We start from the raw sequence: 17,347 nt of genomic DNA, 5'->3' as shown, positions 1-17,347 counted from the left end.
GGATAGATTCCTTACAGCTGATAGCGAAAAGTAGCAGTCGTGCTGCCGGTATCGAGGCAGGTCAGCGAAACGGTCGGGCTGCCGCCCTGCTCGCCCAGCCAGCGGGCGTAGAGGCCGCTCAGCACCGCGCCCAGCGCCTGCCGCCACTGTCGGTCATCCATCTGACCGCCTGCCGACGGCAGGGCCATATGGTGGATCAGCATCGCGGTTTCATGCGGCTGCACGTCGACAAAACCCCAGTTAAAGCGCGCCAGCGCCAGATTGATCTGCTGTTCCAGCTCGCCAACGGTGCGCGCCGCGCCCAGCGGATAACGACCGGCCAGGCTGTCGCCCATCTGCCGTAAAAACGCGTGGCTTTCCTGCTCGCCCGCGTTGTTGAGCATGCCGTTAATCATCAGGCTCAGCAGATCGAACCAGCCGGGCTGATACTGCTGCTGGCGGTAGTAGTTCAGGGTACGTTCCTGAAATTCACTCATTATTTGTCTCCGAGCCTGTAACGGAAGTAAAGTTGAGCCGTGCTCTCGTTGTAGTCGCCAAAGGTGTCGTAACCCAGCTGACCGCCAACGGTGACGTCCTTGCTGACTTTATAAGCCGCGCCCGCATGAAGATTATAGCCAATGCCGTTTTTACTGCCGCCCGCGTAGTAAGCCTCGGTGGCGTAACCGGCGTCATAGTAGCTTTGCAGCTCTGCCTGTTTGCCCGGATCGGTCGGGAAGTAGGCGCTGCGATCCTGGGAGTAAGACTGATAGCCCACGGAACCGCCCATTTTCACCTTCAGATCGTCGTAGTTTTTGCTCCAGTCCACCGGGAACGACACGGCCACGAAATCCTGCGGGCTGAAGTAGCCGCCCTGGCCGTAGCTGTAGTAGCTGAGGTTCTTTGAGAAATCCATCCAGCTCATGCTGATGCCGGTTTTCAGCTCGCTGTTACCGTCGTGATAAGGACGCACGTAGGCGCCGGCCGTGCCGTTCAGGCTCTGGTTGCTGGCAACGTTCTCACCGATATAGCTGTAGCCGCCTGCGCCAACATAAAAACCGGCGTCGCCGTTGTCATAGCTCAGCAGCGCGTTGCCGCCGTTTTTGGTGACGGCGCCCCATTTTTTACCGCTCAGCTTGTCTTCGGTGCCGACATAAGAGAGCAGGCTGTCGGTGACGGCGCGCCGTTCGCCGGTCAGGATCAGCGTCAGATAGTCGGTGAGCTTCGGCGACCACTGGATGCCGCCCACCAGCGTGCTGAGATCCTGACCCAGCGGCGTCGATCCCAGGTCGATCTTAAAGTTGTCGTTGGTCAGGCCCAGGTTGACCTCTACACCGGAGGCGGTCTGCGATCCTGGCGAGTTGAGCAGCACGGCCGAAGGCGCGCTGTTATTCGCCTGGGCGATGCGGCCCTGCTCCAGCGCCTGGGTGCCAACGCGCGCGAGCGACGTGCCCGACGCGCTGCCCGCGTTGAGCGTCACCGGCGTCAGCGTAAAGTTGAAGCGCGTATCGCCGTAAGGCACGCTTGACCAGCTCAGCGGCGCTTTAGCCTCGGTCAGCTTGCTCAGGCCCGTTTCGCCGTCGCGTCCTCTGACCTGCACACCGCCCTGCGCCCAGCTGCCGGTACGTTCCTGTAAGCCGTCTATCATGGTATCGATCTGGTGCAGCGTTCGCGCCTGCTGCGAGGCTGCTTCGGTGTCGGCGCCATTACCCGTCGGCGCCTGCTGCCACGGCATTACGCCGCCGTAGGCGGAAGGCGATTTGCGCGCTATCAGCGTGGTGCGATCCACAAACGGGTTATCCGCCAGCGCCATGCCGCCAATCACCGGCGTCGGGCCGCCCTGCAAACCAATCATCCCGCCGCGCGCGCTGCGCAGATAAGCCAGCGCCTGCTGATGGTCACCGTCGGCTTCGGCCACGCGCGCCATCAACAGCAGGCGCTCCGGCGTCTGTTCGCCCTGTAATCCCGCCATCAGCGCTTTGGCTTTCGCCAGGTCGTGCGTCGCCAGCGCCACGTCGATAGCGCCTACGCGCGCATCCTGCGTTGGCGTGTCGCGGGTCATCAGGTAGTCATAAACCACGCCCGCTTCTTTGTTCATTTTGCCGGACTGATAAAGGCGGCCCATCGCAAACATCAGATCGCTGTTCTGCGGATCGCGCTGCAGCGCGCCGATCAGCTTGTCGTAGGCCGCCGCATATTTGCCCTGAGTGCGCAGACGTTCGGCTTCGTTGATCAGATAGCCGTTCTGGATACCGGCCAGCTGGTCTGGCGTACTGTTAGCCTGAAGCGTCGGGCTGCTCAGGAAGCTTTGCGCTTCGCCGCTCAGTCCGGCCTGGTTCAGCACCGCGACCTGAAGCGCATAATCGCCCGCGTTGCCCTGTACGCCGCGCTGCATATTGCCGCGCACCACGGCGACGGCCGCATTGAGATCGCCCGCGTCGGCCAGCCCTTTCGCCAGGCTGCCCGCGTCCGCCGGGTTGGTTGGCGGATTCAGCGTCAGCGCCCGCAGCGTGTTGGCCGCGGCGGCCGTCGATCCCTGCGCCAGATACTGCTGCGCGACCGCCATTTGCAGATTGAAGTTCACGCGGCGAGAAAGTTCACGCATGTCGCCGTTCTGCTGATGAACGCGCGCCAGCAGCGACTGCGCCTGCTGCCAGGCGCCGCTTTCGCTGGCGAACAGCGCGGCGGCATAGATTTCGCTGCTGCCGGCGCTGGCGCGGAAAGCGGGCTGCATCACGCCAGCCGCCTGCGCGGTATCGCCCTGCTGCTGATAAAGGCGAGCCAGGTCAAGCCGCAGCCAGGCATCGTTCGGAAAACGCTGCATCCCGGCGGACAGCAGCGCAATAGCCCGCTGAGGATGGCCGGACTGCGCCGCCTGTTTGGCTTCGCGGCGCAGCGGATCGCTGGTAACACCGGGACGCGGCGCGACGCTGGCCCGCACGCTTTCCGGCAGCGCGGCGAGCAGCGCGTTGGCCTCGCTGCCCCGGTTCTGCTGGCGCAGCACGTAAAACAGGCCTTCCTTCGCCGGACGGTTATCCGCATCGCTTTGCAGAATGGCGCGATAGGTTTGTTCGGCGGCGTCCAACTGATTGTTGCGGCGCTGCACGTCCGCGCGGAACAGCTTCGCCGCCATGCCTTTTTCGCCTTCCGCCTGGCTCAGCGGCTCGCTCAGGCTCAGCGCCTGCGCGACGTCGCCTGTCTTCAGCGCCTGCTGCGCGGCGGCCAGCTGGCCGTAGAAACGGGCATCGGCAGCCTGCTGCTGGCGCTGCTGGCCGTTATCGCCGCCCTGCTTCGCCGCGCGCTCAAGGTAGTCGGCGGCCGCCGCATAGTTGCCGCTGCGCTGCGCCACATAGCCCAGCCCCGCCAGCGCGTCGGCGTCTTCGGGATTGGCCTGCAAGACATGATCGAAGGCGTTCTGTGCACCGGACACGTCGCCGCTGTTCAGCGCGGTAAAGCCTTCGCCTTTTTCCGCACCGCCCGCGTTTTTACGGAAATAGTCCATTACCGCGCTGTCCTGCGGATGGCGCTGCTGCCACGCCTGGTAGAGCGGCGCGTCTTCCGGCTTCGCGGCCAGCCACAGCATCGCCTGGCGCAGCGAGCGATCGGCATCGTCATTGCCCTCTGCCATGCCGCTTAACGTCTCCATGCCTTCGCGTCGGGTGGCGGCGTCGTAGGTCAGCGCCTTGCCCAGCGCCAGCCTGGCACCGGTATCCTGCGGATGGGCAGCGGCGAACTGGCGCAGCGCGTCAACCGCCTGCGGCAGCAGCGTGCGGTCGCCCGCCATCGTCAGATAGTATTCGGCGGCCACGCTGGCCGGCGGCTCGTTGCCGCTGAAGGTGTTGCGCCAGGTTTGCAGCGAGGCGGCGATATTGCCGCTGCGGGCCTGCTGACGCGCCAGCGCCAGCTGCGCCGCAGGGATGGACTGAAGCTGACGGGCGTTATCCAGCTCGCTCAGCCGTGTATCCTCTGGCGACGCTTTGCTGAGCCGCTCGCGGAAGGCGGACGCCGTTGTTTTATCGCCGCTCTGCTGTGCCCACAGCGCCATCAGATACAGAGCCTGGACGTTATTGCCGTCCACCATCAGCACCTTATTCAGCGCGTCACGCGCCAGCTCGTCATGCGCCTTCTGATGCCAGTAGTTAGCCTGGTCGAACAGCGCCTGCAGGGCCGGATTAGCGCCGGTGGAAGCCGCGCCCGCCGCCAGCGTAATGCACGGCAGGCCCAGCGCGATAAGCGTTTTGATCGTCATAGTCATTTTTTCTCGCCCGGCGTCTGCCGCTCGTGCTGCGGATTCAGCCGTTTCCAGGCGTGCCGCTTCAGCAAAATAAAGGTGCTCAATCCCACTATGGTGGAGAGCAGCAGCGCTATCAGCGCCAGCACGACCGCGTGCTGGCTGGCATACCACACCACCATCATGTACCACGGCATTTCCCCGCTCGGGAACTGCGCGCCGACGCGGAAACTGCGGATGCCGTTTTCGCCGGTGATTATCGCGGTATCGCCCCGGATCCCGGCGTTAATGCGCTGCAATTTCAGGTCATTATGCAGGCTCGCCAGCTGCGCATCGTCGGTCGCTACGGTCGCCACCACCACGTGTGAAGGGCTCCACGGCGAGCGATAGCTGATAAAACCGCGCCAGTCTTCGTTAGAAGAGAAATAGCGATCCGCATCCACCGCCTGGCGACTCCAGTCGCCGGCCAGCCAGCCGCGCAGGTTATCCAGCAGCGTCGGCTCTTTCACGCCCAGGGTGTGGCCATTGACTTCAAACGGCGAATGCCGCAGCAGCGCCTGGTTGAAGTCGCTTTGCGCCAGCGTGGAGAACGCCAGCACGTCGCTGTTGCGCAGCCAGTCAGGCTTGCCGGCGGGCACGCCGAACAGCACGCGGTTGCCGCTCAGCGCCACGCCGGTAGCGCTACCGGCACGTCCTGCCATATCCAGCAGCGCGCCGATCTCCGCATCGCTGGGCGAGGCAGGCAGCAGCAGCACGGTTTGCGAATAGTCAGCAAAGCGCGTAAACGGAAAAGCGGCGCCGACAAAATAGGAAAGATTCGGCAGCAGAGTGAAGTGGCGCGTATGGCTCAAATCGATCCAGGCGTCATCCTCGATGCGGCTTTTGATGTTGTTATTGGTCAGTACGCTGCACGGCGCGCTGGCCTTCGGCTTGATGTTGAAATAGAGCTGGAGCTGGTTGTCGCCGTAAATCAGATAAGGGTCGAACTTCAGGGTGTATTTCTCCTGACGCGCGTCGCCGCCCAGCCGGTGCCAGATGTTTTCCAGCAGCCCGACTTTATTTACGGTCAGATTGCGCAGGAAGGTGCCGTTCAGACTGACGTTGAGGAAGGAGTTATCTTCATCAATCCAGCTTTCCGACGGGAAACGATAGTTCAGCTGCACCGGCACCGTTTCGCCATCCCACAGAAATAAATCAGGCGCGGCGCGGAAGTTTACCTTCAGGGCATCGTGCCAGATGCCGGTAGTGGTCAGGCTTTGATCCTTGCGCAACAGCTCGCTCAGGCGCACCGGCCGATCGGTGTTGATCCAGCGCGGCGCATCATAGGCCTTGCTCGCGGGAATTGCCTGGCGACCGACCGCCAGCGAGTCGCTGTCAACGCTCAGCGGCTGGGTCAGTCGCCACGCGGCCTGACGCAGATCGTCATCATTATTGCCGATCACCAGCATCAGCTTGTAAACCGGGTTAATCGGGTTATCGACCATCTGCAACGTCGGCCCGTTCACCTGCGGCACGGTTAAGCCTGCGATGGTTTCGCCTGGCTTCGCGAAGACAATGCCGTTTTTCTCCGGCATATCGTTACGCAATACCGGGAAGTTGACACCGCGATAGTCGGTCTGGATCCCCAGCCAGGAGGAGACGGTCGCCGCCGCGCTGACTTTGCCCGGCGTGACGGCCGCGCCAAACACCATCGCTATGCTGGCGGGCGTCATGCGCTGCGCATCAATAAACGGGCGCGGGAAATTACGCAGTTTATTGCCGATATTCAGCTGCTGTCCTTCAAGCGCCAGCGTGGTGGCAGGCAGAATAGTCACCTGATAGCGATCGTTATCGCGCTCGCACAGCAGCCGATCCGCGTCGTTGATCTTAAAGCTCAGGTTGTTGCTGGACACCACCATCGCGGCCGGAATATCCAGCTGATACTCTTCGCTGGCGCTGTCGGAAGCGCTCAGCGGCAGCGTGCCCAGCGGCTGACCGTTCAGCATCAGCTGCATGGAAGCGTTGCGCGCCGCCAGCGCTTTGGAGACCCTGAGCGACAGATTCAGCCGCGCATTAGTGATCACCTCATCAGCGGGCAGCGTAAAGACAATGCCGGACTGCAGCTGGCTGCCGGTCAGCAGAATGCCGTTGGCCTGGCCCATCTGCGCCACGGAGATGGTGCTGGTCAGCGGCTGGTTCAGTAATGCCACCGGCGCGGCGTTATCGGCGATGGGCGGCAGCGGCGGCAGGTCTTCTGCCGCTCCGGTTCCAGCCGGCGGCGGGATCTGCGACAGCGCGCTGCTGTCCTGCGTCACGCTGTCGGCGGCATACACCTGTCCCAGCGTCATGGCGCCAAGACAAAGGATGGCTAAAAGCTTTTTCATGCCGCGCTATCCTCATTGGCCTTGAGTGCCTGACGTTTGGCGCGTCGGTCTTTCCAGGTGAGCCAAAACAGTTCGAAGACGGTGCGGACGATGGTCAACAGCGAGCGCAGCGGCTTGTCCTTCGGCCCTTCCGGCTTGATCCACGCATCGGCGCGGGCGAGCACCACGCGCACCAGTTCACGACGGCGCGACAGCGGAATTTCGGCAAATTGCAGACGGATCACGCCGTCATCTGCGCCAATCGTGCTGACAGGAAGCGAGATCGCGCCGGAGTGCAGCATCAAATCGATCGCCTCGATATCGTCCGTTTCATGACGGCTGTCCGGCGCCGTGACCTGCACGCCGCCCATAGAAAGGTTCACCGTGGTGGAGCGCGACGAAATGCCGCTGGCGTAATGCATGATCACCGGAATATCGACGTCGATACGAATGGTTTTGCGCGTCTGTTTGGTTTCACGCGCCACGGCAATCGCGGCCATCAGAATAATCAGGCTGAACAGCGCCCAGCCGACGTTAAGCGCGATAACGTAAGGATCGACGCCAAAATAGTTATGCGCTGCGGCGCGCACGACGCCGCTGACCACGCCCGCCAGCAGCAGGGCGGCGCAGATTACGTGCGGACGCACGATGTTAAAGTCGAAAAAGCCGGTATTCAGCAGGCCGCCTTTGTCGGTGACGTTGAATTTGCCGTGCTTCGGCGAAATCATGGTCAGCAGCGTGGGGATAACCAGATGGAAAGCCATCACCGTTTCGTAGATCTCGCCCCAGAAGGTGGCGCGGAAACGCCCGTTCATCCTGGAGTTGACGTACAGCGACATCACCAGATGCGGCAGCACGTAGGCGAAAATCAGGCTGGCGGAAGAGTGAATAATATTCAGGTCAAACAGCAGGTAAGCCAGCGGCGCGGTCAGAAAGATCACGCGCGGCAGGCCAAACTGGAAGTGCAGCATGGCGTTCAGGTAGCACAGACGCTGCTGCCACTTCAGACCGCGCCCCAGCAGCGGATTATCGACGCGGAAAATCTGCGTCATGCCGCGCGCCCAGCGGGTACGCTGAATAATATGCAGGCCCAGACGTTCGGTCGCCAGACCGGCGGCCAGCGGCAGCGCCAGGAAAGCGGATTTCCAGCCGCGACGCTGCATTTTCAGGGCGGTATGCGCATCTTCGGTCACGGTTTCGGTGGCGAAGCCGCCGATCTCTTCCAGCGCGCTGCGGCGGATAACCGCACAGGAGCCGCAAAAGAAGGTCGCGTTCCAGTTATCGTTGCCCTGCTGAACCGGGCCATAGAACAGCGCGCCTTCGTTCGGGATTTCACGCGCGGCCTTCAGGTTACGCTCGAAGGGATCCGGCGAATAGAAATAGTGCGGCGTTTGCAGCAGCGCCAGCTGGGGATCTTTCAGGAAAGGCGCGACGGTGGCCTGCAGGAACGTTCGGGTCGCCACGTGGTCGCAGTCAAAAACGGTAATCAGCTCGCCTTTGGTGATGGTCATCGCGTGATTCAGATTGCCCGCCTTGGCGTGGCGGTTGTCATCGCGCGTGATGTAGCCCACGCCGACATCGGCGGCGAAAACCGCGAACTCGCTGCGCTTGCCGTCGTCCAGCAGATAAATTTTGAGCTTGTCGCGAGGGTAATCGATGCACTGCGCGGCCAGCACGGTATCACGCACCACGTCCAGGCTTTCGTTATAGCTCGGCACGTAAATATCGACGGTCGGCCACAGGCTGATATCATCCGGCATCGGCTCAATGGTTCTTTTTAACGGCCATGACGTTTGCAGATAGCCTAAAAGCAAAATTACCCAGACATATACCTCGGCAATAAATAAGCCGACGCCCAATATAGCTTCGATTTCGGAATTAAAAGCCAGGGTCTCCGTCGCGCGCCAGTATATATATCGCGTTGACATCAAGACCGAAAGAAACACCATTACCATGGTAATTTTACGGCTTTTGCTAAGGCCCAGCACGAAAAGAAGGGCGATGGCGATCAGGCCGAAAATATATTGTTTCTGGCTGTCCATCGGCGTGATAACAATCACTGCGGCCAGCGGAAATAATATCAGCAGCTGCAGGTAATACAGGACTTTTTTCATAAGTCATCCTGAAAACAAAACGAGAACTTGCGGAGCGCAGCAGCGCCCCGGCATGGAAGCTATCTTTACGGGCGGTTTAGCGCGAGGTCAGCGGCGCCTGCAGCTCGCCGTCGCCGACTTTAATATCCAGCAGCGCGGCAACCCTTTTGCCGACCAGCTCAATATCGAAAGCGGCTGCGGAAACCTGGCTGAAATCGAATATCGACTGCTGTGACGCGTTCGCTTCCGCCACGCTTTCGTCGCGGTTAACCACGCCAAGCAGCCTGTCGCCCAGCCGCTGCTGCATAAAGGCCGTCACGTCGCGGCTGATATTGCGGCGGCTGTCGCTCTGGTTAAGCACGAAGAAATGGCCGGCTTTGTGATTGAGCGCGCCGCCGATCATCTTTTCGTTTTCGATTTGCGGCAGCAGCGACAGCGAAGCGGTATCCGCCAGCATCACCACCAGGTGTAAATCGGCCAGATCGGTCATCGCCTTCAGGGCTGGGCCGGGGCCGGGCGGAAAATCCGCCACGATAATCAGGCCGGGATAGTTGAGCACCGTTTGCAGTCCACGGGCGAGAAAGTGGGCATCGTTGGCCAGATTGCTTTCAAATTCAATGCGCTGCGCTTCCGACACGTCGCCGTACGGCAGCACGAAAATATTGCCACCGGTGGTCAGGATCGCCTGGCTCCAGTCCGGCGATTCCGCCGACCTGGCCACGAAACCGCGCCCGTCGGAGAGCGGCACGCCAAAGTGCAGGCGCAGGGCGTTCTGCACGTCGAAATCGATCGCCAGCACCTTGCTGCCGCCGCGTGCCAGCGTATAGGCCAGGTTGGCGGCCAGGGTGGTTTTCCCTACGCCGCCCTTTGGAGAACAAACACAAACTAACGGCATAGGGCGATTTTCTCCAGCAGGGGTTGTAGCAGAGTCTCTTTCGGTAAGGCTTTTTCTTCCGCCGCGCGGACGCCGGAAACGCTGAACAGCGGCTTAAAACGCGCTGCCTGACCGGCTTCTGGCGGGACGGACGAGGACGCCGGGCGGGCGATGTCTGACGGCACAGGCTGGGCGCGCACCGCATCCAGCAGCGAAGCGCCTGGCAGACATGGGGCTATCGGCGACGATGCGCGAGCGGTTTCCGGCATCCGTGCGCGGATAGTTTCCGACGGCAAAGCGGATCCCTGCAGACGAACCGCTTCCGCCAGCGAAACCGTTTCCTGCACGCGAGCGGTTTCCAGCGGGGAAGCTGTTATTTGCGTGCCGACAGTTTCCGACGGCGAAGCAGATCCCTGCGGATAAGCGCCTGCCGACAGCGAAACCGTTTCCTGCACGCGAGCGGCTTCCGGCAGCGAAGCCAACCCAGGCTGGGCCGCAGGCTTCAGCGAGGCGGAAATGCTCTCCAGCAGCGATCCACTCTGCGCCGCCGGTTTAGCCGCCACAAACGCGGCCACGCGGGAGGAAAGCGGCGCTGAAGCTTGCGCCGGGATTTTCACCGGCGCGGGCTGGCTAAAGAGATCGGCGGCGGCAGGCTGCGGTGCGGCAACATCCGTACGCTGACCGTTCCCCAGCGCTGGCTCTGCGCCCTCGTTCATCAGCTGCCTGATGATGGCCCAGTTGGTCTGATCGGCATTCCGTGTCTGTTCAGACATATCTTTGAATTCGATATGGTTTGTTAGCGTTTTTTCTTTAAAACGCTGCAGGTCGTCATAGCTTTTCATGGGAACGATCGCGGGATAATAAGAAAACTGGCGGCAATATATCATACAATTTTTAACTACATCAGATTATTCTTACCGCTGATAAAAAAAGCTGTTGGCCTGTAATTATATTAACCGCTTGCGGCACAATAATAATTACGCAGGCTATCAATCAGGTCAGTTATTATTTGGCTTAATTAAATAATTGTCTTACATTAAGTCAATGGCATGCTGCTTTAATCGCGGACAGAGACGGCATAAAGCGCGCCGCTTTTTACGCGGCGCGTAAGCCAAACATTCGTCAGACGGCGGTTAATTTGACATAAAGCACTTTATTGCCTCTGACGTTTGACGTTATTACGTGCTCACAGGCCTTTATCTGTCAGTGGCGATAAAATACTTACGCTAAGTCAAATCTGCCACCATCGCTCGTTTTTGCTAATCGTTTGCACAGGGCACCAGGCGAACGGCAAGTGGAAAAAACCTGATTGATTCATACGGGGCTACTATGTCAGAAGTTTGCCAGGCCGCAGCAACGGTAGAGTAAGGGACAGACGCAATCCAACGCCGTTGTAAGGAGTCTGCACGCTGCGGCACGATGAGCTGGAGTTAACTCAATCAGCAGAACCGGAAACCGTTTTGCGTAAGATGATGGTGGCTGTGAAGCAAGCCACGCTAATGCGCGGTGTCTGTGAGGAGTCTGGTCATGATAGTGCCCGCCAGACGGCGGGCCGCATCTCTACCCGTCACGTTTTTGCTTCAGGGAGGCTGAAAGCCATCTCAAAAATTCTACGGGCGAAGGGCGCAAAAAAGCCATACTTGTCCCACATATTTCTTCCAGAGCCGGGTTGGCTGATTTATTGTCCGGATAGCGCTCTAAAAAATCGTCAATTTCCTCAGCGAGATTATCATCAGCCCCATCCAGATGATCAACATAGGAGTTCACGATTTCTTGGCTGGTGTCCCCCCAATCCGGATTAAAAAAAATCCGGAAGAAGAGACGAATCGATTCGTATCTTTTCATAAATTAATCCAGGATTGGGTAAGCAGTCAGAATATAGTAAGGGCGATTATTATATTGCTCTTTATAAATGACCAATTCGAATTTATTTGTTTCAGCTAACTTTCCCGTTTGTACTTTAATAACAGTACCAACCGAGCTACTGTGCGCATATCGCAGTTCGAGGTATAAATCCTTTCGGTCAGCAGGAGTACTTCTGGCCCACGCTCTGATCCTTCCCCGGTTAGCTTTAATCGCTTTACTTAATGCCTTTTCAGCCGTTTTCAAATCATAAAACGAACTCACACTGCCAGTAACAGGGGAAAGCGTGCCTGATTGCAGACCGCGCTGAATTTTATCCCTCATATCCGACTCTGTTTTGCCAACATGTTTCTTAATAGTGTGTCCACCTCCTTTTAGTCCCTTTTGCGCTTCGTATTCCATCAACCGGATCTGCCCCATTTTGACCGAGGCTACGCGCGCAGATCCTGCCACAGCAAACGGTATCACCATATCAACAGCTATACCAATCTGCTTAGCCGTTTCATTTGAAGCTCCGAGTTCACTGGCAATACCCGCCGTAACGCGAGCGGTCATTGATGCGGTCTGTTTGCCGGTATAGATCTGGTAGGCTGATGAACTAATACCATCGAGGCTATGTGCGCCAACAATGATGCAGCCTGCTTTAGTTAAACCGGTTGGCTCTGGCACCAAACAGAGGGCTGTCGCGCTCGCCAGTTCAAGAATACTTCCGAGAAAGCCCACTCCGCCCCAGATGCGGTTACTGATTGAGTCACCCGTTGCCGTTTCATCTTCCATTACTGCGGCAAGCTGAACCGGCGTCATCGCAATACTGAAACCGTTTTCCATAACGTTTCCTTGTCCGATAATTTGCAGAGCAAATAGTAAGGCTCTGAGCAACAGTGAGAAAGCTAATCCCGCCACTGATTTTATCTTTTAAGAAAAAAGCCCGCTTTTGCATAACCCTGATATATTATTTCTTCTGGTAAATCCGCTGTTGATAAATTATAAATATCGACATATCACCAGACGTTTTCCAATATTTTAGTCCAATCCTATGCTGATGTAAGAAACGTTCTAATTGTAGCTTATTCACTAACAGAAGCTATTTACCGTAAAGCTATGGCCGCAGCTCAACAGCGGCCTGTAGACACCTTGTCAGATACAATGACATTAAAAATCCACGGGAGAATATTAAATACCCATTAAATCGGACGTAACATCCGTCATTATTTAACAAGCTGGAGGAAATATAGGCATTTTTTGCACCTTTAGCATTGACGAGGTGTATTTCACCGTTAAATTCATGACACCATTTTCGTGGTAAATACCGTAGTAATCTTTGAGCGAGAGACTATTACCATTTTTCGCGTCTTTTCGAGAAAACTGACGTGCCAGAGCCTCGAAAACGGGAGAGATGTTAAGCACTTCGACCGTTTTTTTATCCCGTTCAATACCTTTAACGCCTTCTTTAGTTATAGCAGATAAGAGCATCTCTTCAGCATAATGACCACGTGCGGCACATTTGCTGCCGGGTATACAGGGTAATGATTAGCGGGGCTTTGCTCGTTCCGGCACTGCCGATTTTCCACGTTCCTCGCGGGATTGGCCCCATACCGCGAACCTGCTCCCGATCAGGGTTATTTTTGTTTGTCAGTATGCCGGAATAACCTCTTTCGATTAATTTTCCATCGAGATACAATTCACCGGTAATTTGTTTATAAATTCATTTGGCCATTGTGATTTCCTGATGCTTTTTTCCGGTCTTTCCAACTATCGGCGTGCTTAATTTCTTTGCCTTTATAATTATAACGCAGCCCGACAAGTGCTATATGTCCGTACTTTTCAACTTCAGGATATTTGGTGTCAAAAATATACCTTCTTTCTTTTAATTTATTGAGAAGTAGCCCATAAAAATGAAAGCCAGTGGCAGAAAACGCAGCCGTTTTCTGAGACAACGTCCGGAAGCAGACGGCACCGAAAAGCCGCGCCGCTGTAACATAAAAGGCCGCCAGTTTTACCCTGGCGGCCTTTGGTCGGTAAGCTTAAGGCTGCGCCACCGCCTGCTGGCCGCCCGGCACCGGCTGTCCCTCATCCTGATCGACAGCGAAGCAGGCGATCTGCTGCTCGCCATACTGTTTCAGCTGCGGCTGGATCTGCGGACAGGGCGCAAAGCGACGGCGGCAGCGTGCGTTAAACGCGCAGCCCGGCGGCGGATTCAGCGGGCTTGGCAGCTCGCCGGTCAGCTTGATACGCTCGCGGCGCTCGTCCGGGTTCAGGCGCGGCGTGGCTGAAAGCAGCGCCTGGGTGTACGGATGGCGCGGATTGGCAAAAATCGCCTCTTTGCTGCCCCGCTCCACGCAGCGTCCCAGATACATCACCATCACCTCGTCCGCGATATGTTCGACCACCGACAGATCGTGCGAAATAAAAACGTACGAGAGGCCCAGCTCCTGCTGCAAATCCATCATCAGGTTCAGCACCTGCGCGCGTACCGACACGTCGAGCGCGGAAACCGGCTCGTCGGCGATCAGCACGTCGGGATCGAGCATCAGCCCGCGCGCGATGGCGATACGCTGACGCTGACCGCCGGAAAACATATGCGGATAGCGATCGTAATGCTCCGTTTTCAGCCCCACTTTCGCCATCATCGCCAGCGTTTTTTCGCGGCGCTCTGCCTTGTTCAGGCTGGTGTTAATCAGCAACGGTTCTTCCAGGATCTGACTGACCTTTTTGCGCGGGTTCAGCGAGCCGTAGGGGTTCTGAAACACAATCTGGATCTTTTGCCGGCGCAGCTTTTGCGCCGCCGGGTCATGCTTTAACAGATCCTGGCCCTGATAAAACAGCTGCCCTTCCGTTGGCGTTTCGATCATGGTCAGCAGGCGGCCCAGCGTCGATTTGCCGCAGCCCGACTCGCCTACCACCGCCAGCGTTTTGCCGCGCTCCAGGTTAAACGAGACGCCGTCCAGCGCCTTCACCAGGCGCTCCTGACCAAACAGTCCTTTCTTCACCGGGTAGTGCTTTTTCAGGTCGATCGCCTGCATCAGCAGGGTGGAATCAGATGGCTTCATAGGTTGGTCTCCCGGCATCATCCAGAGGGTAATGACATTTGGACTGGCGTCCCGGAATATCACGGAGTTCAGGTTCTTCAATCCGACAGCGATCGGTGGCGTACGGGCAGCGCGGGTTCAGCAGACAGCCGTTTGGCCGATCGTACTTGCCCGGCACCACGCCCGGCAGCGAGGCCAGCCGCGCCTTGTCGGCCGCAAACTCCGGCAGCGCGCGCAGCAGCGCCTGGGTGTACGGATGGCGCGGCGCCTTAAAGATATCGACCGCCTTACCGGTTTCCACCACCTGGCCCGCATACATCACGATGATGTGCTGGGCCGCTTCGGCTACCAGCGCCAGATCGTGCGTGATCAGGATCAGCGCCATGTTTTCCTGCCGCTGAAGATCCAGCAGCAGCTCGATGATCTGCGCCTGGATAGTCACGTCCAGCGCCGTGGTCGGCTCATCGGCAATCAGCAGCTTTGGCCGACAGGCGATAGCCATGGCGATCATCACGCGCTGGCTCATCCCGCCGGAAAGCTGATGCGGATACACGTCCAGCCGCGAGGCCGGATCGGGAATGCCGACCTGGTTCAGCAGATCGATAGCCCGCTGACGACGCGTGCTTTTGTTGCCGCCCTGATGCACCTTGATCGCTTCCATAATCTGGTAGCCCACGGTGTAGCAGGGGTTCAGGCTGGTCATCGGATCCTGGAAAATCATCGCCACTTCCGATCCCACCAGCTGACGGCGCTCTTTTTCAGAAATGCGCCTCAGATCGCGCTGGTTAAAAAGCAGGTTGTCGGCCATTACTTTGCCGGGGAAATCGATCAGCCCCATAATCGCCAGCGAACTTACCGATTTGCCGGAGCCGGATTCGCCGACGATGCCGACCACCTGGCCCTGCTCAACCTGATAGCTGATGCGGTCTACCGCACGGAACGGCGCTTTTTCGTCGCCGAAATGCACCGACAGTTTGTCTACAGTTAATAACGCCATCGCTGCCTCTTACTGCTTGAGTTTCGGGTCAAGGGCATCGCGTAAGCCATCGCCCATCAGGTTAAACGCCAGCACGGTCAGCAGGATCGCCAACCCCGGGAAGGTCACGACCCACCAGGCGCTCTGCGCATACTGCAACACGTCGGAGAGCATGGTGCCCCACTCCGGCGTCGGCGGTTGCGCCCCCATTCCCAGAAAACCCAGCGCGGCCATATCAAGGATGGCGTTGGAGAAGCCCAGCGAAGCCTGCACGATCAGCGGCGCCAGACAGTTGGGCAGGATATTGACGAACATCTGCCGAATAGCGCCCGCGCCCGCCACGTTGGAAGCGGTGACGTAGTCGCGGCTGACCTCGACCAGCACCGCCGCGCGCGTCAGGCGGATATAGTGCGGCAGCGCCACAAAGGTCAGCGCGATAGAGGCGTTGACGATCGACGGCCCGAAAATCGCCACCAGCACCAGCGCCAGCAGCAGGCTCGGCAGCGCCAGCATGATATCGACCAGCCGCATAATGACGGCGTCGGTGGTGCCGCCGACGTAGCCGGCGATCAGCCCGAAAATCACGCCCAGGATCAGCGACAGCACCACCACCAGGCAGCCGACCAGCAGCGACAGGCGCGCGCCGTACATCAGACGCGACAACACGTCGCGACCGACATCGTCGGTACCAAGGATATAGTGCCAGCTGCCGCCTTCCTGCCAGACCGGCGGATGCAGCAGCGCGTCGCGGAACTGCTCGGCCGGCGCATGCGGCGCGATAAAATTGGCGAAAATAGCGATAAAAAACACGATGACCACGTAAGCCAGACCGACAACGGCGCCTTTGTTACGCTTAAAGTAGTGCCAGAACTCCTGTAAAGGGGTCATCGGCTTGGGTGCGGCGGGCACGCTGCCCGGATCGACTAAAGACATACGAAGCCCCCTATTTCTTGTGGCGAATGCGCGGGTTAACCACGCCGTAAAGCACGTCAACCAGCAGGTTGACCAGAATGATCAGGATGGCCACCATCAGCACGCCGCCCTGCACTACCGGGTAGTCGCGACGCTGGAGGGCATCGATCAGCCAGCGGCCCAGGCCGGGCCAGGAGAAAATCGTTTCGGTCAGGATCGCGCCGGCCAGCATGGTGCCAACCTGGAGACCGATAACCGTGACCACCGGCAGCATCGCGTTACGCAGCGCGTGCACCACGATCACGCGCATCCGCGTCAGCCCTTTAGCGCGCGCGGTGCGGATATAGTCCTCACCCAACACTTCCAGCATGGCCGAGCGCGTCATACGCACAATCACCGCCAGTGGGATAGTACCGAGCACGATAGCGGGCAGGATCATATGCATCACGGCGTCTTTAAAGTCGCCCTCTTCGCCCCAGAACAGGGTATCGATCAGCATAAAACCGGTCAGCGGCTGGCTGTCGTCCAGAAACACCGTGTCGCCGATACGTCCAGCGACGGGCGTCAGGTTGAGCTGCACTGAAACCAGCATGATCAGCATCATGCCCCACCAGAAAATCGGCATGGAGTAGCCGGTCAGCGAGATGCCGACGGCGGTGTGATCGAAAATGGAACCGCGCTTTACCGCAGCCAGCACGCCGACCGGGATACCTACCGCGACGGCAAAAATCATCGCGCAGATGCCCAGCTCCAGCGTCGCCTTAAAGCGCGGCACGAACTCCTGCCAGACAGGAATACGGCTTTTCAGGGAGATGCCCAGATCGCCGTGCAGCACGCCCCAGACGTAGGAGGCATACTGTTGCCACAGCGGCTTATCCAGCCCCATCTGCGCCAGCAGCTGGGCGTGACGTTCGGCGGACATGCCGCGCTCGCCCGCCATAATCAGTACCGGATCGCCTGGGATCATATGGACAAAAGCAAAGGTTAACAGGGTGATACCAATAAACGTCGGGATAACAAGCCCCAGACGTCGGAGTATGAACTGCAGCAT

The 17,347-nt window shown here is 58.6% G+C and carries 13 protein-coding genes; all 13 read right to left on the bottom strand.

The annotated features are described in order from the left end of the window. Positions 1-11 precede the first annotated feature (11 nt). A complete protein-coding gene (gene bcsD / locus AB6T85_RS09425) occupies positions 12-476 on the bottom strand; it encodes a cellulose biosynthesis protein BcsD (RefSeq protein ID WP_253456512.1) in 465 nt (154 codons plus the stop codon). Continuing rightward, entirely contained in the window at positions 476-4,225 is a 3,750-nt protein-coding gene (locus AB6T85_RS09420; protein ID WP_369895428.1) for a cellulose biosynthesis protein BcsC, read from the bottom strand. The genes bcsD and AB6T85_RS09420 overlap by 1 nt, the downstream gene beginning before the upstream one ends. 2 nt (positions 4,226-4,227) lie before the next feature. Continuing rightward, a complete protein-coding gene (gene bcsB / locus AB6T85_RS09415; RefSeq protein WP_369895384.1) occupies positions 4,228-6,570 on the bottom strand; it encodes a cellulose biosynthesis cyclic di-GMP-binding regulatory protein BcsB in 2,343 nt (780 codons plus the stop codon). Then, positions 6,567-8,663 carry a UDP-forming cellulose synthase catalytic subunit gene (bcsA, locus tag AB6T85_RS09410; protein WP_369895383.1) on the bottom strand — a complete coding sequence of 699 codons (2,097 nt, stop codon included), beginning with the start codon at positions 8,661-8,663 and terminating at the stop codon, positions 6,567-6,569. Before bcsA ends, bcsB begins: the two co-directional genes overlap by 4 nt. A 76-nt stretch (positions 8,664-8,739) precedes the next feature. Then, positions 8,740-9,537 (bottom strand): cellulose biosynthesis protein BcsQ, encoded by a 798-nt coding sequence (bcsQ, locus tag AB6T85_RS09405; RefSeq protein WP_253456521.1) that lies wholly within the window; start codon positions 9,535-9,537, stop codon positions 8,740-8,742. Further along, positions 9,528-10,358 carry a cellulose biosynthesis protein BcsO gene (gene bcsO / locus AB6T85_RS09400; RefSeq protein WP_369895382.1) on the bottom strand — a complete coding sequence of 277 codons (831 nt, stop codon included), beginning with the start codon at positions 10,356-10,358 and terminating at the stop codon, positions 9,528-9,530. The genes bcsQ and bcsO overlap by 10 nt, the downstream gene beginning before the upstream one ends. Positions 10,359-11,076: 718 nt before the next feature. Then, on the bottom strand, positions 11,077-11,361 hold the full coding sequence (locus AB6T85_RS09395; protein ID WP_253456527.1) for a contact-dependent growth inhibition system immunity protein: 285 nt from the start codon (positions 11,359-11,361) through the stop codon (positions 11,077-11,079). Between the two features lie 3 nt (positions 11,362-11,364). Then, complete coding sequence (locus AB6T85_RS09390) at positions 11,365-12,207, bottom strand: RNase A-like domain-containing protein (RefSeq protein ID WP_369895381.1); 843 nt, start codon at positions 12,205-12,207, stop codon at positions 11,365-11,367. Between the two features lie 384 nt (positions 12,208-12,591). Continuing rightward, positions 12,592-12,852: a hypothetical protein gene (locus AB6T85_RS09385; protein WP_369895380.1), complete on the bottom strand. Its 261-nt coding sequence runs from the start codon at positions 12,850-12,852 to the stop codon at positions 12,592-12,594. Positions 12,853-13,403: 551 nt separating this feature from the next. Beyond that, positions 13,404-14,429 (bottom strand): dipeptide ABC transporter ATP-binding subunit DppF, encoded by a 1,026-nt coding sequence (dppF, locus tag AB6T85_RS09380; RefSeq protein WP_369895378.1) that lies wholly within the window; start codon positions 14,427-14,429, stop codon positions 13,404-13,406. After that, positions 14,416-15,405 (bottom strand): dipeptide ABC transporter ATP-binding protein, encoded by a 990-nt coding sequence (gene dppD / locus AB6T85_RS09375; protein WP_125289282.1) that lies wholly within the window; start codon positions 15,403-15,405, stop codon positions 14,416-14,418. The genes dppF and dppD overlap by 14 nt, the downstream gene beginning before the upstream one ends. Before the next feature lie 9 nt (positions 15,406-15,414). Then, the gene (dppC, locus tag AB6T85_RS09370; protein ID WP_253456542.1) at positions 15,415-16,317 is read right to left on the bottom strand and encodes a dipeptide ABC transporter permease DppC; all 903 of its coding nucleotides are present in this window, start codon (positions 16,315-16,317) and stop codon (positions 15,415-15,417) included. A gap of 10 nt (positions 16,318-16,327) precedes the next feature. After that, positions 16,328-17,347, bottom strand: a complete 1,020-nt coding sequence (gene dppB / locus AB6T85_RS09365) for a dipeptide ABC transporter permease DppB (RefSeq protein ID WP_253456545.1) — start codon at positions 17,345-17,347, stop codon at positions 16,328-16,330.

The organism is Erwinia aeris, from assembly GCF_041224955.1.
Classification (GTDB): domain Bacteria; phylum Pseudomonadota; class Gammaproteobacteria; order Enterobacterales; family Enterobacteriaceae; genus Erwinia; species Erwinia aeris.
The sequence above is the reverse complement of the archived record's forward strand: the minus strand, read 5'-3'. Positions and strand labels throughout refer to the sequence as shown.